This window comes from Aneurinibacillus sp. REN35 (genome assembly GCF_041379945.2).
GTDB lineage: Bacteria > Bacillota > Bacilli > Aneurinibacillales > Aneurinibacillaceae > Aneurinibacillus.
On sequence record NZ_JBFTXJ020000004.1, the window covers coordinates 223,741 to 249,109 of the forward strand.

Consider the following 25,369-nt stretch of genomic DNA (forward strand, 5'->3'; position numbering starts at 1 on the left):
AGCTTCACCTACAGCGAGGCGAAGCTTCATGTACCTTCCCTTATAATAAGTCGGCGGCCAGCTGCGCAAGTGAAGAACGTTCCCCCTTCTTAAGCGTAATATGGCCTGACATTTTTTCATTTTTGAACATTTCGACCACATAGGTTAACCCGTTGTTTACCTCATCAAGATACGGATGGTCGATTTGCTGCGGATCGCCCATTAGAATAATTTTACTATTCTCACCGACCCGCGTTAAGATCGTCTTTACCTCGTGTTTCGTCAAGTTCTGCGCCTCATCAATAATAATGAATTGCTCAGGAATGCTGCGTCCGCGAATATAGGTCAATGCTTCGACTTGAATGCTTCCTAGCCCGGCCAGAATTTTATCCAAGTCCTTAGACTGCTTCGTATTAAATAAATATTCCAGATTATCATAAATTGGCTGCATCCACGGACGCAGCTTCTCTTCCTTCTCACCGGGCAGATACCCAATGTCTTTACCAAGCGGTACAATCGGACGCGCCACCAGCAACTTCTTATAAGCACGCTCATCCTCTGTCTGCATCAGCCCGGCCGCTAATGAGAGCAGTGTCTTCCCTGTCCCTGCCTTACCGGTCAGCGTAACAAGAGGAATGTCTTTGTTCAACAGAAGCTCCATCGCCATTTTTTGCTGCGCATTGCGCGCTTTTACACCCCAGATGATCTCATCGCCGAATACGAGTGGAAGGAGTTGCTTTCCATCTCCACTAATGCGCCCAATCGCAGATGAAGATGAGCCCAGCTCGTCTTTTAGAATAAGAAACTCATTCGGCAAAAATGTATGGTGAGGCAGTACATGCGTCAAATCAAGAAATCCGGTGCCATAAAACTGTTGAATCGCGTTCACTGGAACCTGTATGGTTGTATAACCCTGGTAGAGGCTGGAGAACTCATGCACCACACGGTCAGACAAAAAATCCTCCACCGGAAGACCGAGCGCATCCGCCTTCACGCGCAACAGCGCATCCTTCGATACGAGAATCACGGCGCGCGGCGATTCTTTCTGCTGCTCTTCTGTATAAAGATTCATTGCGACAGCAAGAATCCGGTTATCGTTGGTCATATCATGGAATAGCTCGTGCATGCGGGAAAATGACCGATGATTCAATTCGACCCGCAGATGCCCGCCACTTTCAAGTTCAACCCCATTATGAAGATGTCCTTTCGCCCGCAGTCCATCAAGCAAGCGAGCCGTATGTCTGGCATTTCTGCCGATTTCATCCATTAAGCGTTTTTTTGAATCCACTTCTTCAAGCACAACAGCTGGCAGCACTATATCATTATCTTGAAATGAAAAAATCGCCAGCGGATCCTGTAGCAGTACATTCGTATCTAAGACATAGATTTTTTTCAATGTCTCGCCTCCCGGGCAATATATATAGATGCTTATCCTACTAGCAAACGCCAGAATGCGATTGCCGAAAGCTTTCTGCTTATAAAAGAACAGATAAGAAATGTTCAGCAATATATTCGCTTTACTTTACTTTATGGTTTATGGAGGTTTGTTGTTAGTGTATGTTACAAAAAATATTCTAGAAGGAAAAATCATGTATGCCTCCTTCCTTTTTGCGCCACACTACGCATAAAGAACTGCAGTTAATGCCAGAAAGGATGGAACAAAATGAAGAAGCGCTCTATACTGCTGCTTGCTATTCTTATCGTCTCCGGATGCGGGCAGAACAATGCGGCCAAATCAGGTCAGCCAACTAATAAAACCGAAACCCAGCGAGTACAACAAACCGCACCCGAACCTGGCAAGCCACAAAACCCAAAAGCAACGGCGGATCGACTGGCTTCTCTTGCCTCAGACATTCCTCGCGTTCAAGGAGCTACCGCTATTGTCTTTGGGAAAGTTGCCATCGTAGGAATTAATGTTGATGCCAAGCTTGACCGCGCTCGCGTCGGCACGATTAAATACTCTGTTGCGGAAGCGCTGCGAGAAGACCCGCAGGGAGCTCGTGCTCTCGTTACCGCTGATCCTGATATTGTACAGCGTCTTCGGGAAATGAATGAAGACATTCGCCGCGGCCGACCCGTTTCTGGATTTGCAGAAGAATTAGCTGACATCGCAGGCCGACTGGTTCCGCAAGCACCACATCCAGAACCAAGACGCAATCAACCGCCTGCACAGACTCCTACGAAGCAAGGCCAGTAAAAACTTCATTCCAAAAAACAAAAAAATGCCTGGTCATCCGACTAGGCATTTTTAAGCGCTTGCATTACTTGATTATCCAGCTTTTGCGCAGCACGCGCATCGTATGTTTTCTCATAATGCGGTTCAATTGCAATACGTGAGCCATAAAACATCACATCACGTACTTCTTCAATCATCATTTCAATCAATGTTAATTTCAATGGTACATGCTCCATCCGCTCGGCTTTGATGTGCGCGTGTCCGCTAATGGAGTAAAAAGAGCCCGTCGCAAACACATTAAGCACAACATGGCTGTTGTGCTGGATGTTCTCGACAATAACTGATTTGCTGTTTACAGCGAACATGATAGTAGAAACATTCGGTGCATACACCCAAGAGATCGCACTGACATACGGCCCGCCTGATGCCTTGCTCACCGAAGACAGCATCGCAAACCTCTCATCTTGTAGTAGTGCCAGCAGCTCCTGGCTCAGAGATTGTGCTACAACTTCTGCCATAAGCAAAACCTCCTTACATCTGAGGATATTCTTATTGTACAACGAATAAAAGCATATCCTCAACTACCAATATGCAAAACATGGAGATGCAGCAGAACAAAGGAACGGATGGAATGGGAATGAACTATCGCAAGAACAAAAAATAGCCGCTCATTTAGGTTGCTCTCCACTCTAGTGCAGGTTTTTCCTGCTTTATTTATCTTATATATATCTTTTTTTATGTTGTATGATTTCTCTTTATCCGGCCTCTCCCGCCGGAAGCTTGCGATAGTTCATCAGTTCATTCTCTCCGCTTATTTACTAATGCAAGCTTCGTGCCAAGTTATTTAACAAGGAAAATTCTGATCGTTACTCTTTATCATATAAAAAAGCGATGCATTCGCATCGCTTTTTGCATCTAAAACGCATCATATACGCATCACGCATCAAACATGCATCGGTTTATTTTTTCTGCTCATACTTTTTTAGCCGGCGTACAACCGTGGATTGGTGAATCCCAAGGATTTGTGCTACTTTGCGGGTGCTTTGATACTGCTCATACAGCCTAAGGAGCTGTTCTTCTTCCTGTGCTCGTGTAAGCGGCACAGAAGACTTCCTCTCTTCTATCGCAGCTACGCCATTACCTACATGATGCTGCATGTTTTCAGCCGGAAAAGCCACCGATGGAACCTGTCCACCCAGCATCGTCCTCGGCAGATGACGAACATCAATAACCGGATCTACCGTCGTCACAATCAAACGCTCGATGATGTTTTCTAGCTCACGCACATTTCCCGGCCAAGAATATGTCTGCATCAGCTCCAACGCTTCGTAAGAAATACGCTTGCCTACCTGATGCTTTCCATTGAACTTTTCAAGGAAATAGCGAATCATCGGAAATAAGTCTTCCCTGCGTCTGCGCAGCGGCGGCACCTCAATCGGTACAACATTAATGCGATAATACAAGTCTTCTCGGAAAGTACCTGCCTGCACTCTGGCAAGGAGATTGGCATTTGTCGCAGCGACAAGGCGGAAATCAACGCTCCGCTCCTTTATATCTCCGATGCGGGTTACAAGCTTCTCCTGGAGCACCGTTAGCAGCTTTACCTGCAGGTCAAGCGGGAGTTCTCCTATCTCATCAAGAAATAACGTTCCCCCATCTGCAAGCTCGATCAAGCCCGGTTTTCCTTTCTGCTGCGCTCCTGTAAAAGCGCCCGGCGCATAACCAAACAGCTCGGATTCAAGCAAATTACCCGGAATGGCTCCACAGTTAATGGAGATAAACGGCCCCCGCGCCCGGTCACTTCGCTGATGAATCAGCTTGGCCAATACTCCTTTTCCAACCCCTGATTCCCCAAGAATCAGAATGGATGTATCAACCGGAGCAATACGCATACACATTTGCAAGATATTGCGCATCTCTTCACTTTCTGCAATGACGCCTTCAATCTCCATCTGTTGAGCACGCAGCACTTCTAATTCTGAGTGATAACGCTCAGAGAGCTGCTTCGCTTCTTCAAGCTCCCCTTTCACCTGGTTGAGCTGGCTTAAGTCGCGGCAGTTCATAACAATATGAAGAATCTGTCCTGTTTCATCGTCTAAAATCGGCGTACCCGTCGACAGCAGTACACGTCCATTCACCACATGCTGAATGACGCTTACACGCTGTTTCTTCTCTAATACCAGCTTGCTGACAGCCTGAGAGATAACACCCTTGCGCTCAAGCTCTTCTTCAAGCGTACCAATTGCCTCCTGTGCCGGCACACCTGTCATTCGGCTAAATGCTTGATTGAAATGCCGGATGACTCCGTTTCGATCCACCACAACAATTCCATCATGTGAAGACTCAATGATCGTATCAAGCTCTCGATTTAGCTTCTGGACAGCGGTTAACTCCTGCGAAATCCCTTCAAGTTCCGTAATATCCTGCATGACGCTTGCCATACCGATTTTTTTGCCTTCATCCGTTACGATCGGAGTATGGTTAATCAATAGCTTACGACCGCCATAATCTAGCCGCACCATCCGCTTCTTCTCCAAAGAAAGCAAAAGTTCCAGTAAGGCATGATCAGAGATAAGTTCATCAATCGAGGTGCGAATGACATCGTTTGGCGAAATGCCAAGAAGACGTTCTGCGGCCTGATTAATAGACATGACATGCCCAGTCAGATCAATCGCTACAATGCCATGGTAGGTGGACTGCAGAATGGCATCCAACTGCGAGATCGTTTTTCGCGTCTGATGCTCAAATGCACGCAAAATATCTGTCCGCGTTAAAATTCCAACAAGCGTTCCCGAGCGGTCGATAACCGGAAGACGTCCCGCATCAAGCTCCTCATCCCAATCCTCGTAGATCTGCTGATCATCGTACAATGTCACAAGCCGAGTCTCCATTAGCGTACCTACAGCCGTCTCTTCTGGAAGATGGTTTTTTAACGCGCGGAATACGTGAGATTTCGTTACTAAGCCAATCAACTTATACGCTTCATCTACGACAGGCAATCCATCGATTCGATTGTCTAATAGAAGGGAAGCAGCGCGGCTAATGGCCTCCTCTTTATATAGAACAATCGGATTTGCAGTCATGTAGTCCCGTACTTTCATCAAAACGCTCCTTATTCGTCCATAGTTAAAGCCGATAAGAATAAAGGTACGGAGAAGCTGCGCCCTCCGTACCTTACCTATCCCCATATCACTTACTGGCCGTAGCGCGGCTCCGCTTCGATAGCGGACAGCAGCTGTTCGAGCGCGTCGATATCATAGAACTGTGTTTTCGTCTTGCCATCCGCCGTATATTTGACACGATACATCGTTTCGTCTTTTACAAACTCTACATCCTCTAACTTAAAATCCTCTTCGAGAATGGAATAAAAAAATTCGCTTGTTTTCTTTGCTGCACTGTCTTCCGGTCGAGCATCAGACACAATCTTAATCTGCAGGTAATCAAACAGTGCGTTCTCAAATTGCTTCGTCAATATTTCCACCTCTCGCATTTATTCTTTTATGATGACGGCATACAACCCACTGTCCACCCAATTTCTTATCAGGTCCATTGCTTCCACTTTAACCTTAGGAGCGGATGCGAACAGCGCCTTGACCTCCTCGTGCGGCAGCAGCATCTGAAAAAAACTCTCACCGCAGTGAGACAACTGCCACAGCCTACCATCAAATACAATATCTCCTTGCACAGACAGATCAAAATCAGCTGCCGTACCGCACGCTACAGCCCCTTCCTCCTCCGGCTCATCCGGGAGAATGGCCGCTTTCACTGTAGGAAGCAGGCGCGGATGAATCTCACGCAGTACAGACGATATAGGCTGAAGATCCGCTTCTGCATAGGCTGCTCGTGCCTTCCCCAGCATCCAACCGTCTTCGGTCATCTGTACCGGTGTTAACCACAGCATGCGCTCATCCCCTTTGTTCTTTCTCCCGCATCGACTTGACGTCTTTGCGTCGCAAACGCGCGAACAATAGCACAACAACAGCTACACACAAAGCCGGAATCATCGGCAATCCCATAGCATTAAGAATCGCTAACGGAAATGTACCGATAAACAGCAGAACATATACCAAAACCTTCTTAAGAATCGGAAGCGGTTGCGCAAAACCCAACTCATATGTTACAGCCGTTAATAAAAAAATCAGAAAAAATTTTATATACATTGCCTGTCCCCTACCTGTGTAAAACTCATATATGCTCTCATATTAAACAGATTGACAGAAAAAAACAACCGCAGAAATAGCAAAAGGAGAGGCATAGGGCCTCTCCTTCTTCATATTGTTCACACATGAACATAATTGCGGTTCACTTCTGGTGTTACAACTTCCATCTCACCGACACCGCGAATTAATTTCTTTACATAATACTTCTCCGGCGCAAGCACTGAAACCATATAGTCAATGGCAACCTGTGGATCCACCGTTTCTCCGCATGTGTAGCAGTCCAAGGCAGCAAAGCCGCGCTCTGGATACGTGTGGATGGAGATATGGCTTTCTGAGAGCATCACAAGAACTGTGGCACCCTGCGGCTCGAATTGCTGCGCTTGTACTGACAGCACTGTTGCTCCGCATGCTTCCGCCGCTTCTACCATATGATTCTTCAGAAATTCCGCACTATTCAGGCGATCAAAGTCAACTCCCCATACGTCAATCGCTACATGTCTGCCGAAAGTTGAATATTCCATCTTCCAGCTCCCCCTTCCTAGGATGAGTAATTGTAAACATCGCTAGGACCTACGTCATTCACCACGGGGGCGAGTGAGGGATATACAATCCCAACCCTTTAAGTGAATCCTGGTTCCTAATCACACATAAATCTCAAGTGAATTTTCTTAACGAAAACTAAAGTAACATGAATACGCCAAATATGCAATACTTTTTTATTCGTTATGTATGTCATTTTTTAATGCATTCTCAAGCACCTGTTTCTCTTCGTCAGAAAGAGCATATACTGACGTTCCATTCTCTACAGGTTTGGCGTATACACGGGATTCATGACGGCCATAAATGCTTGTCATGACTACACCGTCTCCATTCTCGTCTACAAATGCGACTGAGAAGCTTAAATCGCTGCCTTCATTTTCAAAGGCCGAGAAACGAAGTATACTCACCCGCCCTTTTTGCTCCCTTACTTTCTGCCTCATCGTATCCGCTAAAGCTTCTACCCCATGCTGAGATGCTTCGAGCGCTTCCATTCGGTCGAACAACTTCTCAAGCATCTGCTCCAGATTATCTTTCGATGTTCCCTGCGCCATGCGTCGAAAGCGTTTCTTTAACCGTCCGAACTTCACGCTAAGGACAATGTTCCAAATAAACAAGATGAGAAATAGAAGCAAGAGAAGTCCAAAGATGCCTGCGACGATTTCTTTGGTGAACCATACCTCCACGGCTGTACCATCCTTTCACTGCAATAAAGTAACACTTCTATCAGTGGGTGTGGAAGAAGAACACCACTGACCGAGCTAAATCCACAACGTGTCTATTTTATATCAGATGGCCGCACTATGACCACAGCGAATATTGGTCTTTTTTACAAATTGGTTCTAATTTAACCAATAAAAAACCGCCGGCATATTTGCATCGGCGGTGCTTTGTTCATCGAATCATGCTAGCCTACGTAGAGGCAGAACTTATTTTTAGGGCTGTCTTATACAGCACTTCGGTTCCTAGGGCGATATCTTCATAGGTGGAAAATTCTTTTGGATTATGGCTGATCCCATCCTTGCACCGTACAAAAATCATTCCATAATCACAAACATACGACATAGCAAGCGCATCATGAAACGGTCCACTCATTAATTCCGGCGCCTCCATGCCCATTTCCTTGCAGGCTTCGCGCATTTTTTCCATAATCGGCTCAGCGCAATACCTCGGTTCGCTATTCGTATCCTCCTGTATCGTGTAGGCCAAACCGTGTTCAGCAGCGATCTCCTCTATCTCTTGGCGCAGTTCTTTTTCATATGCGTGCCGACGTTGAATGTCAATGTCACGCAAGTCTACTGTAAATACGACTCGCTCCGGTATAATATTTCGCGAATCCGGAAATACCTGAAGGCTTCCAACCGTCCCTACCGTTGGATTCTTGGGATAGCGCGCGGCGATCTCATTGAGCTTAACGACGACCTTCGCTGCGCCAAGCAGCGCATCTTGTCGCATTGTCATCGGTACTGAGCCTGCATGCCCAGCAAAGCCGACCATTTCTACCGTAAGCCAAAGTGGTCCTGAAATGCCTGTCACGATACCTACAGGCCGATCCATCGCTTCAAGTATCGGTCCCTGTTCGATATGAAGTTCCAAATAGGAACGAATGGCACCCGCTTCATACTCTGATTCATGGAATCTGGCAGGATCACAACCGAAATCAAGTAACGCCTGCTTTCTTGTGACCCCATTTTTATCCTTGCGCCCTAGCTCCCCTGCCTCCAACTTGCCAAGAATGCCCCGGACACCGAACAGACCTTTATTAAAACGGCATCCTTCCTCATCACAAAATGCCGCTACCTCAATGGGAACCTCGGGAACAATCCCGTTTTCCTTCATTGTCTGTACTACCTCTATGCCACCCAATACCCCAATTGTTCCATCAAAGCGACCGCCATATGGCTGTGAGTCAATATGCGAACCGATCATTAATACGGGAGCCTTTGGATTCTTTCCCTCCAATCGTCCGATCAGGTTACCAAAATGATCAATACGTGCACTCATCCCAGCTTCGCTCATCCATTGTTTTACTGTCTCTACAGCTTGCTTGTCTTCTTTGGACAGAGCGAGCCGACACACACCTGTTTCTTCAATCTGTCCAATCTTTGCTAATTCAGCAATCCGCTTTTCCAATCGTTCGCTGCTTATATTCAGATGCAGAGTCGCCAATCCTCTTCCCCCGCCTTCCTATATCGACATATGATTTACTTTACAAAATCCCGTTTCTGACCGATGGATTCCTCATTTCCTTTATACCAACGGGTTGTTACTACTTTTTTTCTTGTATAAAATTCTATTCCGTCTTTTCCGTTCGCATGCAAATCGCCATAAAAGGAGTTTTTCCATCCAGAGAACGGGAGGAAGCTCATGGGAGCTGGCAAACCGATGTTCACTCCAACCATACCGGCCTCGACCCGTTGTACGAATTCCCTGGCATAAGCCCCACTGTTCGTATAGACACACGCCCCGTTACCAAAGCGCGATTCGCTGATTGTCTTGATGCCCTCATCAAAGCTTTGAACCCGCACCATACTAAGCACCGGCGCAAAGATTTCATCTTGGATGATGCTCATATCCGTCTTGGCATAATCGAATATCGTCGGTCCAAGAAAATAGCCTTGCCCGATGTTCACTCCTTCTTCACGTCCATCACGAATGAGCTGCGCTCCGCTCTCCTCTCCTTGGTGAATGTAGCTGTGTGCTCTCTCCAACTGGCTCTTGCGGATCACCGGTCCCATCTCATTGTTCCGATCAGATCCGGGTCCTACCTTCAGCCGATCTGAATAGGCAACGAGTTTCTGTGCTAATTCATCTGCAATCACCTCATGTGCTACCACTACGCTAGCGGCCAGGCAGCGCTCACCTGCACAGCCAAAGGCAGAACTTACAAGAATCTCCGCTGTCTTATCCAGATCCGCATCCGGCATAACAAGGTGATGGTTTTTTGCACCCGCCAGCGCTTGTACACGCTTGCCATGCTTAGAAGCAGTCTTGTAAATGTATTCTGCAACAGGCTGAGAGCCAATAAAGGAAACAGCCTTAATACCTGGATGCTCAAGCAGCGCATTCACGGCATCATGAGCACCGTGTACAAGGTTGAGAACACCTGGTGGTACACCTGCCTTTTGAGCAAGTTCTACGACGCGGATCGCGCTTAGCGGCGTCTTCTCTGATGGTTTTAGTACGAATGTATTTCCGCAGGCAATTGCTAATGGAAACATCCAGAGCGGAAGCATGCCCGGAAAATTGAATGGGGTAATACCTGCAACCACGCCAAGCGGAAAACGAACCATGTGAGTATCAATGCCCCGAGATACGTTCGATAGTGTATCTCCCATCATCAACGTAGGAAGTCCACAGGCAAATTCAACTGACTCAAACCCCCGCAACAATTCCGCATAAGCCTCATGGTACGTTTTTCCGTTTTCTCTTGTAATCAATTCTGCAAGTTCTTCCTGATGCTCAAGTAAAATGGCATGAAAAGCAAACATGAGCTTACTTCTTTCGCTAACGGTCGTCTCCTTCCATTCAGTACACGCATGTTCAGCCGCCATTACCGCCCGCGCAACATCTTCATAGGAAGAAAGAGGCGTTTTGGCAATAACCTCACCTGTGGCAGGATTTATTACTTCTTCGAACCGATCCGTTTGAGCATCCACCCAACTTCCATTAATGAAGTTTTTAAGCAAGGCGATTTCCACTTGTTTTATATTCATTAACGCCTTCACCCCTTTTTTGATTGCTATATTTAATATTAATAATAATTCAGAAAATTTTCATTATACACTTTGTCTAATAATCTCCGGATCAACTGGACGGAGTGTATAGTCTTTTATAAAACGAGTAGTAACGATCACTTGGCACACGTAATCTTGCACAAGTATACGCAGCTTCCATTCTTTATTTTTATTTAAATTTTCAAAATATTTAATTGACCGTATGTAGACGAGTACTTATAATCAAATTTGAAGAATATATTTTTAGCAACTAAAAATATATTTCTTTATTTTTAATATCTAAAAAAATAGAAAGGAGGAACACAACAACTTATTATCTCGGATATTCTCTCCTGTTTTTTCATTTCGGTGTATGTTCTTATTTCCACAAAGGAGGAGAGTTATGAAGACGCAAATTGAAACAAACGGTATCGTAACACTTGATCCACACGTCTCGCAGCAAATGAAAGACAGTCCGCTATGGAACGAGGATCTGCGCCCTACAACAAAAGAGGAGCATTCATGGAAAGGGATTAACTTTGCAGCCTTATGGGTCGGCATGTGCCTTTGTATTCCTACGTATACGATGGCAAGCGGTATGATTAGTCTGGGTATGAACTGGTATCAAGCAATCCTCACCATTTTCCTTGGTAATGTTATCGTGCTCATCCCTATCCTGCTTAATTCTCATGCCGGAACTAAATTCGGGATTCCATATCCTGTATTTGCTAGGCTCTGGTTCGGCTCAAAAGGCGCGCATATTCCGGCAATGGCTCGAGCCATTGTAGGCGCCGGCTGGTTTGGTATTAATACATGGATCGGGGCCGGGGCCATCGATACGTTATTATCTGCTTCCTTCTCCTCCTGGCAAAGCATTCCTTTCCATACCGCTATTGTATTTGCACTATTCTGGTTACTTAATGTCGGTGTGGCTTATAGAGGACCGGAAGCAATCAAATTACTCAGCATTATCGCAGCTCCTATACTGGCTGTCTCCGCGGTCATTCTTCTGATCTGGGCATTTACTTCGGCTGGCGGGTGGGGACCGATGCTTTCTGCACCTTCCAAGTTTACCTCCACCGGCGAGTTCCTTACGTACTTTTTCCCTTCCCTAACCGGCGTGATCGCTTTTTGGGCTACGATGGCATTAAATATCCCCGATTTCTGCCGTTATGCCAAAACCCAAAAGGCACAGGTGGTTGCCCAGAGCTTCTCACTCCCGCTTACGATGGGTTTGTTTTCCTTTATCGGCATTGCCGTTACATCTGCCACGCTTGTTATTTTTGGCGAAGCGCTCTGGGATCCGGTACTTCTTCTTGCCAAGTTTCCTCCATTTATTATCTTTTTAGGAACGATCGTTATCGTTATCTCTTCCATTACTATTAATGTTGGGGCGAATGTTGTCGCACCCGCGCGTGCCGTTGAAAATCTATATCCGCGACGAATCACTTTTGCCATGGGTGCAGTGATTACCGGGTTATTCGCTCTTCTTATGCAACCCTGGTATATCATGTCGAACTTCGGGAACTACATTTTCGGCTGGCTGGGAACATATGGAGCGCTGCTCGGCCCTATTGATGGAATCGCTATTGCTGATTACTGGATCGTCCGGCGCAGGCGCATGGCATTGAAAGAGTTATATATGCCTGATGGCCGCTACAATTATACGTCTGGTTTTAATATGAACGGTGTGTATGCACTTCTAATCGGCGTGGCGATCCCTCTCTTAGGTGTATTTATTCCTTCCCTTCGCTTTATGTGGGAAAATGCCTGGACATTCGGCTTGTTTATTTCAATTTTTGCCTATATGTATCTCATGAAAAACGATAAGAGTATACTAACGAAAGAAGAATATGAAGCCATTACTGTGTTCTCGGATGATACACCTGCCCCTCCCGCCGCACCTGACGTGAAAACAGCGATAAAATAGCAAACACAAAGAACCTCCCAGGCGCGCATGCGGCCGGGAGGTTCTTTTATTCCTGAAAGGGCATCTCTTTCATATGCGCTTGATACTGATTCCGTAAATCGGTAAATGTAGCGGACTGAATATCTTTGATATCATACACAAAATCCAATTGAACTGCACTAATCTGTTCATCCGGCTTATAGGCGATATAATACGTTAATGTGTCGTCAATGTGATAGACAATCCCGTCATGGCCAAGCTGTGTCACGTATTCCTGAATCCTACTTCCAGCCCAGCGGCTTAACCCAACGCTCGCTATTTCCACAGCTTCTTCGTCCGGTATTCCATGTGGATATTTCCACGCTAATGCTAGACTGCGTATCTCCTTCTCACCAAAACGTCCGTCAAGCTGAAGCGGATTCTGTAAGTATAACAACTGGCGAATCACGCTTCCTTTATCATGATTCGCTTCTGCATGGCAATAGGCATATTCCGCAGCGACCGTATAATCGCTCACAAGATACACACCCGATCCGAATACCGCCTTAATCTCGATATCATTCCAAAACTTTCTCTCTTCCGCAGCGAGGTACTTCTGGCTTCCGACCACTTCTATAGCTTCCGACAAACAAATTCCCCTATAGACAACTACGTGCTCTACCATTCCCTGTTCTCCTCCTTCGTATCAGAGTAAGAACACCTCACATTCTCTTCCTACCTATCTGTATCTCTTTTCATGCGGAAGATGATGTATATCCCTCGAACAAGCTCCCACTATATCATTATGAAAATCTGAAAAAACTATAACACAAATTTCTTTTCTTCTCAATTTCTTATTATTCAAAAAATATTTTTCCATCAAAAAAGGAAGCGATCGCCGCTTCCTTTTTCTTTCTTTTAGAGTTGAGCTGAGAGGTTCACGTACGTTTCAGGCCGCCTATCCCGGTAGAATTGCCACTGATCCCGAACATTGTGTATGACATTCCGATCCATAATTCCGATAATGACCTCATCTTTATCCCGGCTTCCCATCGCCACAAATTCACCTCGCGGGCTGACAAGGTAACTTTGCCCATAGAACTCCCCCATATTCCACGGTGCTTCAAGTCCAACACGATTAATAGCCGCTACATAGAAGCCATTTGCAACCGCATGAGCCGGCTGCTCTAGCTTCCATAAATATTCGGATGTACCCGCTACCGTTGCGGATGGATTAAATACAATCTCTGCTCCATTGAGTCCAAGAAGACGCGCCCCTTCTGGAAAATGCCGATCATAGCAAATATAGACACCAACCTTGGCATATTTCGTATCAAATACCGGATAATCTTCATTGCCCGGCTTAAAATAATACTTCTCCCAAAAACCTGTACCGCCTTCACCCGCCGCCACATGCGGAATATGCTTCTTGCGGTACTTTCCAAGATACGTTCCGTCTGCATCAATAACCGCAGCCGTATTATAATACACACCCTCAGCCGCCTTTTCATAAATCGGCAGCACGATAACTACATTGTTTTTCTTGGCCACATCTTGAAAAAGCTGTGTGGTTGGTCCGTCCGGAATCGATTCGGCCGCCTCATACCACTTCACAGTCTGCTCAGCGCAGAAATACGGCCCGTAGAAAATTTCTTGCAGGCAGATAATCTGCGCTCCCTTAGCCACCGCCTCATCAATCAGCGTCATATGCTTAGCGATCGCCTTTTCCTTGTGCACATCCACCGGTTCATCTCCATGCACATCATGACTGGCTTGAATGAGTCCAATTACAACTTCTTTAGACATCCGATCCCCTCCTGTAATCATATGCTACCGCCTTTAATTAATACTGCTGGAACGGCTGCCTGCTTATATACTGTCCTCTTCCTTTTTTGCCGTGAAATTGCTGATCTTTGACAAGCACTTCGCCGCGCGAGAGAACGACAACTGGTTCCCCTGTTATCTTCATTCCCTCAAACGGATTATAATCGACGTTCATATGATGGGTAGCGGCAGAAAGCGTACGTTCTCTATTTGGATTAAAAACGACAATATCGGCATCGCTTCCTACAGCGATTGTTCCTTTCTTCGGAAAAAGTCCAAATAATTTGGCTGCATTCGTAGAAACGGCATTGACAAACGTATTCAGTCCAATTCGTCCTTTGTGCACGCCTTCCGAATATAAAATAGAGAAGCGATCCTCAATCAGCGGGCCTCCATTAGGGATTTTAGTAAAATCATCTTTTCCAAGATCCTTTTGTCCTTCGAAGTTGAACGAACATTGATCCGAACCGACCGTTTGCAAGCTTCCATTACGCAGCGCCGCCCACAACTCTTCCTGATTCCACTTCTCCCTTAATGGAGGAGACCATACGTATTTGGCTCCCTCAAAATCAGATTTTTGCAAATCGGTAACATCGAGCACCAAATATTGCTGGCATGTCTCTCCCCATACTTTTAACCCTTGAGCCCTTGCTTCCTTAATTTTATTTGCAGCCGCCGCACACGATACATGCACAACATAAATTGGCGCATCAGCAAGCGCTGCCATGGCAATGGCTCTTCCTGTTGCTTCCGCTTCCACTTCCGGAGGACGAGTAACCGCATGATAATACGGTGACGTGTTGCCCTGCTCTAATGCTTTTTGTATAAGCAGTTCGATCACATCCCCATTTTCTGCATGTACCTGTACAAGCGCCCCAAGTTCCTTTGCCTTTGTGAGCGTTTGGAATAGCGTTCCATCGTCAACCTGAAACACATTTTTATAGGCCATAAACAGTTTCAACGATGTGATTCCTTGTTCTTGTACAATAGACGGCAGCTCATTGAGCACATTATCATTCATTTCGCTAATCATTAGATGAAAGCTATAATCAATATTTGCTTTTCCCTCTGCTTTTTTATGCCACATCTTCACTGCTTCTTTTAACGGTTTCCCTTTTTGTGTAAGACAGAAATCTACAATGGTTGTTGTACCACCAAATGCGGCAGCCCGAGTCCCTGTTTCAAAATCATCTGCTGTTACCGTGCCACCGAACGGCATATCTAAATGTGTATGCGGATCAATACCGCCGGGAAATACGTAGCATCCTTTTGCGTCGATAATTTCTGCTTCGGGCGCATCAATCGTATCTGCAATGGAGGTAACTTTTTCACCTTCAATCAAAATATCCGCTTTATATATGTCCGAGCCGGTAACAACAGTTCCACCTTTAATGATTTTTGCCATGCACTCTCCCCCTTTTATTGTGCCTGGTTTAGTAAAGCGGTACGTTCTTTCCATGTAAGCGACGGCTGCTCGCTTGGCACTTCTACCATCGTAATACAGTCCTCAATCGGGCAGACAATCGAGCAGAGATTACATCCTACACAGTCTTCCTCCTGCACAACCAGCTTTTCGCGTCCGTCCTTCATCTGTACGATTTCAATACATTGGTGTGATGTATCTTCACAAGCGATATGACACCGATTGCAGTTGATACAGGATTGTTCATCAATATGAGCCACTACTTTATAATTGAGATTCAAGTTCCCCCACTCGGAGTAACGGGGAACTGATTTCCCTACAATATCCATAACCGATGCAATGCCCCGCTCGTCAAGATAATGGCTCAGTCCTTCAGCCATATCCTCTACGATTCTAAAACCGTACAGCATGGCCGCCGTACACACCTGAATACCGGATGATCCCATTAACATGAACTCTACAACATCGCGCCAGTTTGAAATGCCGCCTATACCCGAAATAGGCAGATCCACTTGGGGATCGCGTGCACATTCAGCCACCATATTAAGAGCAATCGGCTTTACTGCCGGCCCGCAATAGCCACCATGAGCGCCTTTTCCATCCACATGGGGAATCGGATTCCATGTATCAATATCAACCCCCATCAAACTGTTGATGGTATTGATCATACTGATTGCGTCTGCTCCGCCCTGCTTGGCAGCCCGTGCCGTATATCGAATGTCCGTAATGTTGGGGGTAAGTTTTACGATGACTGGCGTTTGCGCTACTTCTTTTACCCATTCAGTCTGCTGCTGCACCATTTCGGGCTGTTGTCCAACCGCAGAACCCATGCCGCGCTCTGCCATGCCATGAGGACAGCCAAAATTCAACTCCAGACCATCCACTCCGATATCTTCTACCGCCTTAACAAGCTCATGCCACCTCTCACGGTTCGGCTCCATCATCAGCGAAGCGACAAGTGCATGGTTAGGAAACTTCCTTTTTACTTCTTTCATTTCTTTTAAATTCACTTCAAGCGGACGATCCGTAATAAGCTCAATGTTGTTAAATCCGACCGTCTGCCCATTGTATTTCAAACCGGCAAAGCGGGATGTTACGTTGATAATCGGGTCGCCAAGCGTTTTCCATACAGCTCCGCCCCATCCTGCTTCAAACGCTCTCTCTACCTGATAACCCGTGTTGGTAGGTGGTGCCGAAGCGAGCCAGAACGGGTTCGGTGCCTGAATTCCCCCTAGATTTATCCGTAAATCGGCCATAGAAATACCTCCTTGGATTTCGTAGATTCTCGTTTTTAAGCTAGAGCTTGCTCTTGCGTAGATTGATATGCCTTATGAATGCCATACGCTGCCTTCTTGCCTTGCTCCGCTGCATCCACTACCATGGCCTCCGCATTTCCTAGACCAAAGATGCAATCACCTGCAGCAAAAATTTTTGGATTGGATGTTTGGTTGTTCTCATTCACTTTAATTACACCGCGAACATGTTCTAAGCCAAACGATTGGATGAGCGGCAGCAGTTTATTCTGACCTATTGCTTTGATTACGCTGTCCACTTCTACCGTAAAGGCTGAGCCTTCGATCTGCACCGGACGCGGTCGACCCGACGCATCAGGCTCGCCCAGCTCCATGCGCACGCATTCTAACGCTTTCACCTTTCCCCTCTCATCTCCTATAATCCGCACAGGCGTTACCAGCCATCTGAATTCGACACCCTCCTGCTTAGCAAACTCATACTCGAAGTCATACGCCGTCATCTCATGTTCCGTTCTGCGATACATCATCGTTACCTGCTCTGCTCCGAGGCGGCGTGAACAGGTGGCTGCATCAATCGCCGTATTGCCTGCGCCAATCACGACGACGCGTTTGCCGACCGAAAGCATCTCAAGCGGCTTGGTTTTCGTATCTTCTACAAGCGCAATCGCATCATATACCCCATCCAACTCTTCTCCTTCAATTCCTAAATCAGGCACATTGCCAAGCCCTATCGCCAGCACCACATAATCGTATCCGTTCACAATTTCTTCAACTTGAATATCTTTTCCGACCATCATGCCTGTAAGAATGGTCACGCCCAGCTTCTCGACCTGTTCAACTTCCCATAAAGCGACCTGCTGAGGCAGACGAAACGATACAATTCCGTACGTATTCAAACCTCCCGCCTGCGCCTTTGATTCGTATACAGTTACTGCATAACCGAGCCTGGCCAACTCTCTGGCTGCTGACAGGCCCGCTGGCCCCCCTCCAATAATCGCCGCAGTTTTTCCATTGCTCTCTCCTTTATGAAATAAAACTGCATCATTCTTCATCGCCCAGTCCGTAGCATAGCGCTGCAGTTGTCCAATCATAATCGGTGAAGAAGCATGATTGAGCACACAGGCGCCTTCACACAGCTCAGAAGTAGGACAAACTCTCGCACAGCTCGCTCCGACGGGATTGGCTTCCATAATAGCGCGGGCAGAACCCAACATATTTCCTGAAGCAATCTTCTTAATGAATGAAGGGATATTGATACCGGTTGGACAAGCTTTAATACATGGTGCATCGTAGCAATAAAGGCAGCGATTCGCCTCATCCATTGCATCTTTTTCCCGTAAACCGGGAAGGAACTCTTGAAAGTTTTTCGTAAGTTTTTCGACGGGAATAAAAGCCTGTTGACTCACTACGCTCTCCTCCTTGACGAAAATAATCGTATTGTAGTTAAAATTTTCAGAACTTTATATTAATATTATTATACAAAAAATAAATTATCAACATTTTTAATTGCTTATATAAATATTTTTAACTGAATAGGATGAATTGAATGTTTTATCACATTTCGAAAAGGAAATAAGGTTGAGAGAAAGATAAACTTTGTTAAAATAAAAGAAAGAAGGCTTCGTATTTTTAGCATATTGGCATGCGTGAAAGGATACAGGAGAATGGAATTAGAAGAGCGCATCACACATATAAAACAAGAAATTAAGGAAAAACAGGCGCTGCTTGCAGAGCTTGAAGAAAAATTAACCGAATATAAAAGCCAAAAGGAACAGCGGAAGCATTACGTAGCTTCTAAAGAAATTATTGATTATATAAAGCAACGTTCCGGTAAGATCATCAATATGTCCACCATCAAACGCTGGACAGATGAAGGATATCTTGGCGAGGTGACGGATGAGCGCGAACGGTTTTGGGCATTGAAAACCAAGCAGGGAAAAAAACGCAACCTCTATAAAAAAGAGAGCGTGTTCTCATTTCTATATGCTAAAGGGTATCTGTTTCCTTATTACGATATATTGGATGAAGTGCTGTATGATACAGAAACAGCTTCTCTTTTAGCTACCATCATCGATATTCGTATGGAGGATGGGCAATTTCTCTACAAAATTCAATTATCTGATTATACAATCATCGACAGCGTGAACGAGAAGCAATTGAAAGGTGCGGGACACAATGGTAAGTATTGAAATCAAAAACACAAACGATAATATTTTGATTGCAAGAAAAATAAGAGATGCAAATAAGGGTGCAATAGAAGGGTTCACGCTTAAATTTACGGAAGATAACAGCGCAATCGTCATAGAAGGGGAAAAGCTATTCATCCCGGATAAAATGCTGCTGACAAGTGATATGAAGATAAGCGGAATGATTAAACCCCTGCCGGATGGATTTGAAATTCTTGATGAGGAAAAAGGGAAGACTGTAAACCTGCACCTCGATGCCGAATTGGTGAAGGAAATCAACGTGATCCGCAGCTATGTAAAAAGCAAGACGCAGCATGACGTATTATTAGAGCTGTTTAAAAAGGGACTTGAACAGTATAAAAAAGAAAACGATACAGACCAAAAAAGAAGCGACCGATAAGTCGCTTCTTTCTTCATGTATCTTCCGCTATTTTCCGCCAAACCGAATGGCAAGCTGTATAAGTGTACGAACCGCAACACCTGTAGCGCCGGTCGGATTGTGGCCGTTATCCTTATCGGTAACTGCCGTTCCTGCGATATCAAGATGAACCCAAGGCGTATCTTCTGCAAATGCTCCGATAAAAATACCGCCTTGAATACAGCCCGCCGGACGACCCGCATCATTTTTGATATCCGCGATCTCACTCTTAATATACTCTTGATATTCTTCAAAATTCGGCAGCTGCCACATCTTTTCCCCAGCGATGCGAGCTGCTGACTTCACATCCTCAAGCCATTCTTCATTGTTCGTAATCATACCGGTAGCTGCATGTCCGAGCGCAGAGATTACCGATCCTGTCAGCGTCGCTACATCTACCAGCTTCGTCGCCCCCAGATGCTTTGCATATGCAACACCATCCGCTAGAATTAAGCGACCTTCGGCATCTGTATGCACAATTTCAATTGTCTTCCCGGCAAATGAGCTAATGACATCAGATGGTTTTAAATTATTCCCTGCGATCATATTCTCGCAGGTAGGAATGACAGCGATAACATTTACGTGCGGCTGCAACGCACCAATGCCGTCCATTGCTGCAATAACGGCTGCCGCTCCGGCCATGTCTGTCTTCATTTCACCCATTCCTTCATCAGGCTTCACCTGAATTCCACCGCTATCAAAGGTAATTCCCTTGCCAACATAACCAAGCACTTCTTTGCTATCGGAAGCGCCATGATATTTCATTACAATCATTTTCGGCTCGTTGGTACTTGCCTGGCCTACACCTAACAGCGCACCCATTCCCAGTTCTTCCAAATCAGCTTTATTCAATATGCTAACTTCTAGGTTGCGCCGACGCGCCACGTCTCTCGCCCGCTCCGCTAAAATGGCAGGGGTCATCTTATTTGCCGGTTCATTTACAAGATTGCGTGCGAGATTGGTCGCATATGCTGCTACATCAGCACGTTCCAATCCTGCTTGAATGGCCGGTTGTTCCATCTCTTCACTGGCAACGAGAATGAACTCTTCAATTATCGACTGCTGTTCATCACGTTTTTTGTAGCCAGAAAACGTATACGTGCCTAATTCCACGCCTTCTACGACACCCTGAACGATATCGACAGGGTTCCAAAAGCGTTTTTCTACATAATAGTGAGAGACACCGAAGGTAATGTTTTTAACCCCGCGCTTTTGAGCATGGCGTGCAGCGATCCCAATTGCATCACGAACCTTGGCTGCTGTCAGTTCCTTTTCTTTCCCCAATCCCAAAATCAAAGTACGCTTCGCCGGGATTTTTCCCCAGTTATGAAGCATCGTCACTTCCCCGAAGGTTCCACGGATCTCTTTCTCCGCAATCAACTGTGAAATTCTGTGCTCAAGCGATGTATCTACGGTTTTGGCGTATCCTTTCACCGTATCCTGGTCTTCACAGTATGTGACAATAAGACAATCGGTAGCAATCGAAGAAATTGTTTCCGTTGAGATTTTTACTTTCATGCTCTACCTCCGCTAATCAGAATGGCTTCCCTGTTAGTATGCGACATTTAAAACACAAAAAAGCATACTTCGGGTGAAGTATGCTTACATATTCGCCATTAAGAAAACGGTTTCCTTCTTTTTGTTACACTTCTAACATAATCATTTCGTGATGTAGCGTCGCAAGCCTCGCTTTGCAGGCGGCTACCTTCTCATCATCCTGTGTACGTATTGCTTCGTGCAGTGTGCTCAGTTCATCGTCTACTTCACGTGTCAGTGCTGGAATCCTCTCTTCCGCATCATGCCGTTTAAGAGCCTCCATCACTTCTTCCATCGAAACTGAACACTCTTTTTCAAAAATAACCTCTTTCGAGGCGCCGGAAATTTTAATAATCTGTTCAGCTTCCCCGTAACGGATCTTCTGAACGACAAGCTGCCCACCGGAAAAAACCTTAATGACTGCATGGCCTTTAGCCAGTTCAATAAAATGCTGCAATATCTTCTCAAAACGTGGGTCAGCCGTATTATAGTGGCGATCACGCAGACGATAACGGATACCGACTTTACGGAATGTAAGCCAATGTGCTTCATTCTCTGATTGGACGGAGAGGGTAAAATATTTCTTTGTTTCTTTCCATGCGACACGCATGCCCGCTTCGACGATTTTTGCAATAAGCTCATGGATTTGTTCCTCATTAAACCATAGGGCTACACCGCTGTACTCAATCTGCTCAAATGCCTGCATTGTCACCCCTCCATTCGCCGAATTTTCTTAATATTTATTTTTATTAAGTTAATTGTATCGTACATAATATATAAAAGCAACTTGTTTTTATTATTACATCAACTTGTTAACATCTTATATGGCGTGTGCTACGATGAGAGTACACTTTTGCAAAAAGAAAGGACGTTCAATGATGGGCTTTACAGGATTTTCTCAAGAAGATTTTGCAGCATTTACAATCGATGGTCTCGATGCGCGCATGGAAGCGATTCGGGGTCATATTCAACCAAAATTCAAAGCAATAGGTGAACCACTAACGGCTGATATCGCCCTTCTCGTCGGCAATGAAATGTTCCTTCATATCGCCAAGCACGCCCGGCGTACGGTGAACCCTCCGAAGGATTCGTGGTTGGCAATCTCCCATAATAAGCGTGGTTATAAGGCGCATCCTCACTTCCAAGTCGGTCTGTTTGATGATCATGTGTTCGTCTGGCTTGCTTTTATTTATGAACTGCCAAATAAGCAGGCAATTGCGCAGACATTCATAGATCATATTGACACTGTAAAAGAACTGATTCCAGATGATTTTGTTATCTCTTTGGATCATACGAAAAAAGATGCGCATTCTGTAGCAAATTTGCAAAAAGAAGAACTAGAAGAGCTGCTTATCCGCTTCCGCACTATCAAAAAAGCCGAATTCCTCATCGGGCGGCACATTCTGCCTGATGATCCCGTCCTCAAAGATGGCGATGCCTTCCTGCGTACTGTGCGCGATACGTTTGAGACGCTCATTCCCTTATATAAGCTTTCCTTTACCTAAGCATTTCTCTCTACATAATCAAAAAGAGGTCGGAACCCCTATACGGCTCCGACCCTTCTTATTTATCCGTGTACTTTGGCACCAAAAATCATTTCTAAGCGCTTGCGCTCTTCTCGCGCCTCAGCAAGCATCTGATCAAACAGTTCCTGTACCGTTGGCACATCATTAATCAGGCCAATCACCTGACCGGCCCAACCATATCCGGATGCCTCGCTTCCATCATAAATATACGAGCGATTCGCTTTGCCGCTGATCATCTCTTTTAGGTCTTCATACGTTGCGCCGGCCTGCTCCCGTTCAATAATGCTTAGCGCATGCGGGGTCTTAAGTACCCGTCCCGGTGCGCCCAGCGTACGCTTAATAATGACGGTATCCGTCTCTTTTCCTGCCACGATTGCTTGCTTATATGCTTCACTGGCATGGACGCATTCTTGTGTGGCAATAAAGCGTGTACCCATCTCAATGCCTTCCGCACCAAGTGCAAGCGCTGCCAATAGCCCGCGGCCGCTGCCAATCCCTCCACTTGCCAACACCGGAATCGATACGGCTTCTACTACTCTAGGAATCAGCACCATCGTACCAATATCATCACGCCCCAGATGACCGCCGCCTTCTGCACCTACCGCCATGACCGCATCCGCACCCAACTCTTCTGCTTTCTGTGCTTGTCGAACACCTGCAATAAGCACAAGCGTACGAATGTTTTCGTTTTTCAGCCGCTCAAAAATCGGTTTGGGGTTGCCGCCGGTTACGGAAATTGCAGGCACTTTTTCCTCGATCGCAACTTCAAGCAGCTCTTCATATGAGCGTCCGTGCTGACCGATGGCAAAGTTGACTCCAAACGGCTTGTCGGTCAATGTGCGAACCTTGCGGATTTCTTCCCGCACTTTCTCCGGCGTACCTAGCGTCATAGCGGTGATCTGTCCCAGACCTCCGGCATTAGATACAGCAGCCGCCAGCTCCGCATAGGCCAGATAAGCAAGTCCGCCCTGTACAATCGGGTACTGAATATTAAACAGTTCCGTCACACGTGTTTTCATCTCTTCTCTCCCTCTCCTTTACCTACATATTCTGTAGACCTTATTCGCCCTTCCGCCTGCAAACTCCTTCTTGAATAGAAAGAACAATTCTAATTAAACGAATAGGGTTAAATATTTTTCTATTGCAACATATTTTTACATGCCTAGATGATTTAAATTAGCCACGCATTTTGATATACTCAAATATGTTTGTACTGTAATAATTGTACCGCATCATCGTGCGCGGCACCCCATACAGAAATGAGGAATGCTTAGATGGATCAAACAAAAACCCCCTTATTCACGGGGCTTTTGGAACACGCCCGGCGGAATCCGATTCAATTTCATATCCCCGGCCATAAAAAAGGAAGCGGAATGCATCCGGAATTCCGCGATTTTATCGGACAGAACGCGCTGTCCATCGACTTAATTAACATCGCTCCGCTTGACGATCTGCATCATCCGAAAGGCATGATCAAAGAAGCGCAGGAACTCGCGGCGGAAGCGTTCGGTGCTGATTATACATTCTTCTCCGTTCAAGGAACAAGCGGGGCCATCATGACGATGATTATGGCTGTCGTGGGTCCTGGAGATAAAATCATCATCCCGCGCAATGTGCATAAATCAATTCTATCAGCGATTATTTTTGCGGGAGCCATTCCCATCTTTGTACACCCTGTTATGGACCTTGATCTGGGCATTGCTCATGGGATCACGACTGATTCAGTACGCAAAGCTCTTGAACAGCATCCGACCGCCAAAGCGGTGCTTGTCATCAACCCAACCTATTTTGGTATTGCGGCCAACTTGAAGGAAATTGTAGAGCTTGTTCATCAATATGAGATTCCGGTGCTCGTAGACGAAGCGCATGGTGTGCATATTCATTTCCATTCCGATATGCCGCTGTCTGCCATGCAGGCTGGAGCCGATATGGCTGCCACGAGTGTACACAAGCTGGGCGGCTCAATGACGCAGAGCTCCGTTCTAAACGTCCGGGAAGGTCTTGTCTCGGCTAACCGTGTGAAGTCGGTTATCAGTATGCTGACCACGACCTCTACTTCTTACCTTCTGCTCGCTTCTCTTGATACAGCGCGCCGCCAATTGGTTGAAAACGGAAAACAGATGATGGATAAGGTGCTAGAGCTTGCCTCCTATGCTCGCAGCGAGATTAATGACATTCAAGGATTGCGCTGCGTTGGAGAAGAAATTCTTGGCAGTGCAGCAACGTATGATATGGACCCGTCCAAGCTTATTATTCAAGTGCGCGGCATCGGGCTTACCGGTCATCAGGTAGAAGGATGGCTGCGTGATAAGTACAATATCGAAGTTGAACTGAGCGATCTGTACAACATCCTGTGCATTATCACGCCAGGTGATTCTATCCTGACTGTGACGACACTCGTTCAGGCGCTACGGGAGCTGGCACGCATCCAACTTGGAAAGGATTCAATGCAGCCGCTCACCGTACATCTGCCGAATATCCCGGCGCTGTCCATCTCGCCGCGCGAGGCGTTTTATTCAGAGACAGAGATTGTTCCGATTCGGGATGCTGTTGGTCGAATTATGGCTGAGTTTGTCATGGTCTATCCCCCGGGTATTCCTATCGTGCTTCCAGGTGAGATCTTGACACAGGATAATATTGATTACATCCTCGAAAATCTTGAAGCCGGGCTTCCCGTACAGGGACCTGAAGATGAATCGATTCAAACAATTAAAGTAATCAAGCGTACTCAGGCGATTAAATAATAT

24 protein-coding genes are annotated in these 25,369 nt (G+C 46.0%); 6 read left to right on the top strand and 18 right to left on the bottom strand.

From position 1 onward, the window contains the following. Positions 1-40: 40 nt before the first annotated feature. Entirely contained in the window at positions 41-1,375 is a 1,335-nt protein-coding gene (locus tag AB3351_RS10375) for a PhoH family protein (RefSeq protein ID WP_371147063.1), read from the bottom strand. A gap of 267 nt (positions 1,376-1,642) precedes the next feature. Here AB3351_RS10375 and AB3351_RS10380 point away from each other — a divergent pair, with 267 nt between their 5' ends. After that, positions 1,643-2,176, top strand: a complete 534-nt coding sequence (locus AB3351_RS10380) for a YhcN/YlaJ family sporulation lipoprotein (protein ID WP_371147064.1) — start codon at positions 1,643-1,645, stop codon at positions 2,174-2,176. Between the two features lie 41 nt (positions 2,177-2,217). Here AB3351_RS10380 and AB3351_RS10385 read toward each other — a convergent pair whose 3' ends face one another. From AB3351_RS10385 to AB3351_RS10425, 9 genes are all read right to left on the bottom strand, one after another. Next, a complete protein-coding gene (locus AB3351_RS10385) occupies positions 2,218-2,673 on the bottom strand; it encodes a pyridoxamine 5'-phosphate oxidase family protein (protein ID WP_371147065.1) in 456 nt (151 codons plus the stop codon). 441 nt (positions 2,674-3,114) lie between these two features. Beyond that, positions 3,115-5,256, bottom strand: a complete 2,142-nt coding sequence (locus AB3351_RS10390; RefSeq protein ID WP_371147066.1) for a sigma 54-interacting transcriptional regulator — start codon at positions 5,254-5,256, stop codon at positions 3,115-3,117. 92 nt (positions 5,257-5,348) lie between these two features. Then, entirely contained in the window at positions 5,349-5,627 is a 279-nt protein-coding gene (locus AB3351_RS10395; protein WP_371147067.1) for a hypothetical protein, read from the bottom strand. A gap of 18 nt (positions 5,628-5,645) precedes the next feature. Further along, positions 5,646-6,056 carry a hypothetical protein gene (locus AB3351_RS10400; protein ID WP_371147068.1) on the bottom strand — a complete coding sequence of 137 codons (411 nt, stop codon included), beginning with the start codon at positions 6,054-6,056 and terminating at the stop codon, positions 5,646-5,648. A 4-nt stretch (positions 6,057-6,060) separates the two neighbouring features. After that, complete coding sequence (locus AB3351_RS10405) at positions 6,061-6,315, bottom strand: YlaH-like family protein (protein ID WP_371147069.1); 255 nt, start codon at positions 6,313-6,315, stop codon at positions 6,061-6,063. 119 nt (positions 6,316-6,434) lie between these two features. Next, positions 6,435-6,836, bottom strand: coding sequence for an adenosylmethionine decarboxylase (gene speD / locus AB3351_RS10410; protein WP_371147070.1), 402 nt, complete (start codon positions 6,834-6,836; stop codon positions 6,435-6,437). A 195-nt stretch (positions 6,837-7,031) separates the two neighbouring features. Beyond that, positions 7,032-7,538, bottom strand: coding sequence for a DUF4446 family protein (locus AB3351_RS10415; protein ID WP_371147071.1), 507 nt, complete (start codon positions 7,536-7,538; stop codon positions 7,032-7,034). 226 nt (positions 7,539-7,764) lie between these two features. After that, on the bottom strand, positions 7,765-9,021 hold the full coding sequence (locus tag AB3351_RS10420; protein WP_371147072.1) for a M20 family metallo-hydrolase: 1,257 nt from the start codon (positions 9,019-9,021) through the stop codon (positions 7,765-7,767). A gap of 35 nt (positions 9,022-9,056) precedes the next feature. Next, positions 9,057-10,568 carry a CoA-acylating methylmalonate-semialdehyde dehydrogenase gene (locus AB3351_RS10425; RefSeq protein ID WP_371147073.1) on the bottom strand — a complete coding sequence of 504 codons (1,512 nt, stop codon included), beginning with the start codon at positions 10,566-10,568 and terminating at the stop codon, positions 9,057-9,059. Positions 10,569-10,971: 403 nt separating this feature from the next. Here AB3351_RS10425 and AB3351_RS10430 point away from each other — a divergent pair, with 403 nt between their 5' ends. Further along, complete coding sequence (locus tag AB3351_RS10430) at positions 10,972-12,498, top strand: NCS1 family nucleobase:cation symporter-1 (RefSeq protein WP_371147074.1); 1,527 nt, start codon at positions 10,972-10,974, stop codon at positions 12,496-12,498. 46 nt (positions 12,499-12,544) lie between these two features. Here the strand turns inward: AB3351_RS10430 and AB3351_RS10435 are convergent, their stop codons facing one another. The 5 genes from AB3351_RS10435 to AB3351_RS10455 all read right to left on the bottom strand — a co-directional run bounded on the left by AB3351_RS10435 (position 12,545) and on the right by AB3351_RS10455 (position 18,362). Continuing rightward, positions 12,545-13,141 (bottom strand): hypothetical protein, encoded by a 597-nt coding sequence (locus AB3351_RS10435; RefSeq protein ID WP_371147075.1) that lies wholly within the window; start codon positions 13,139-13,141, stop codon positions 12,545-12,547. A 233-nt stretch (positions 13,142-13,374) separates the two neighbouring features. Continuing rightward, positions 13,375-14,262, bottom strand: a complete 888-nt coding sequence (locus AB3351_RS10440) for a nitrilase-related carbon-nitrogen hydrolase (protein WP_371147076.1) — start codon at positions 14,260-14,262, stop codon at positions 13,375-13,377. Between the two features lie 37 nt (positions 14,263-14,299). Continuing rightward, on the bottom strand, positions 14,300-15,685 hold the full coding sequence (hydA, locus tag AB3351_RS10445) for a dihydropyrimidinase (protein WP_371147077.1): 1,386 nt from the start codon (positions 15,683-15,685) through the stop codon (positions 14,300-14,302). Between the two features lie 14 nt (positions 15,686-15,699). Next, a complete protein-coding gene (gene preA / locus AB3351_RS10450) occupies positions 15,700-16,959 on the bottom strand; it encodes an NAD-dependent dihydropyrimidine dehydrogenase subunit PreA (RefSeq protein WP_371147078.1) in 1,260 nt (419 codons plus the stop codon). Positions 16,960-16,994: 35 nt separating this feature from the next. Beyond that, the gene (locus tag AB3351_RS10455) at positions 16,995-18,362 is read right to left on the bottom strand and encodes an NAD(P)-dependent oxidoreductase (protein ID WP_371147079.1); all 1,368 of its coding nucleotides are present in this window, start codon (positions 18,360-18,362) and stop codon (positions 16,995-16,997) included. 258 nt (positions 18,363-18,620) lie between these two features. Here AB3351_RS10455 and AB3351_RS10460 point away from each other — a divergent pair, with 258 nt between their 5' ends. Together AB3351_RS10460 and AB3351_RS10465 are read left to right on the top strand one after the other, a co-directional pair. Continuing rightward, positions 18,621-19,145, top strand: a complete 525-nt coding sequence (locus AB3351_RS10460; RefSeq protein WP_371147080.1) for a hypothetical protein — start codon at positions 18,621-18,623, stop codon at positions 19,143-19,145. Then, on the top strand, positions 19,132-19,542 hold the full coding sequence (locus tag AB3351_RS10465; protein ID WP_371147081.1) for a hypothetical protein: 411 nt from the start codon (positions 19,132-19,134) through the stop codon (positions 19,540-19,542). Before AB3351_RS10460 ends, AB3351_RS10465 begins: the two co-directional genes overlap by 14 nt. A 27-nt stretch (positions 19,543-19,569) precedes the next feature. Here the strand turns inward: AB3351_RS10465 and AB3351_RS10470 are convergent, their stop codons facing one another. Both AB3351_RS10470 and AB3351_RS10475 read right to left on the bottom strand, forming a co-directional pair. Beyond that, positions 19,570-21,078 (bottom strand): leucyl aminopeptidase, encoded by a 1,509-nt coding sequence (locus AB3351_RS10470; RefSeq protein WP_371147082.1) that lies wholly within the window; start codon positions 21,076-21,078, stop codon positions 19,570-19,572. 124 nt (positions 21,079-21,202) lie between these two features. After that, entirely contained in the window at positions 21,203-21,802 is a 600-nt protein-coding gene (locus AB3351_RS10475; RefSeq protein WP_371147083.1) for a hypothetical protein, read from the bottom strand. A gap of 172 nt (positions 21,803-21,974) precedes the next feature. Between AB3351_RS10475 and AB3351_RS10480 the strand changes: the two genes are divergently transcribed. Further along, on the top strand, positions 21,975-22,601 hold the full coding sequence (locus AB3351_RS10480; protein WP_371147167.1) for a YktB family protein: 627 nt from the start codon (positions 21,975-21,977) through the stop codon (positions 22,599-22,601). A 62-nt stretch (positions 22,602-22,663) separates the two neighbouring features. Here AB3351_RS10480 and AB3351_RS10485 read toward each other — a convergent pair whose 3' ends face one another. Next, the gene (locus AB3351_RS10485) at positions 22,664-23,641 is read right to left on the bottom strand and encodes an NAD(P)H-dependent flavin oxidoreductase (RefSeq protein ID WP_371147084.1); all 978 of its coding nucleotides are present in this window, start codon (positions 23,639-23,641) and stop codon (positions 22,664-22,666) included. A gap of 255 nt (positions 23,642-23,896) precedes the next feature. On the opposite strand from AB3351_RS10485, the gene AB3351_RS10490 reads away from it, so the two are divergent. Then, on the top strand, positions 23,897-25,366 hold the full coding sequence (locus AB3351_RS10490) for an aminotransferase class I/II-fold pyridoxal phosphate-dependent enzyme (protein WP_371147085.1): 1,470 nt from the start codon (positions 23,897-23,899) through the stop codon (positions 25,364-25,366). Positions 25,367-25,369 lie beyond the last annotated feature (3 nt).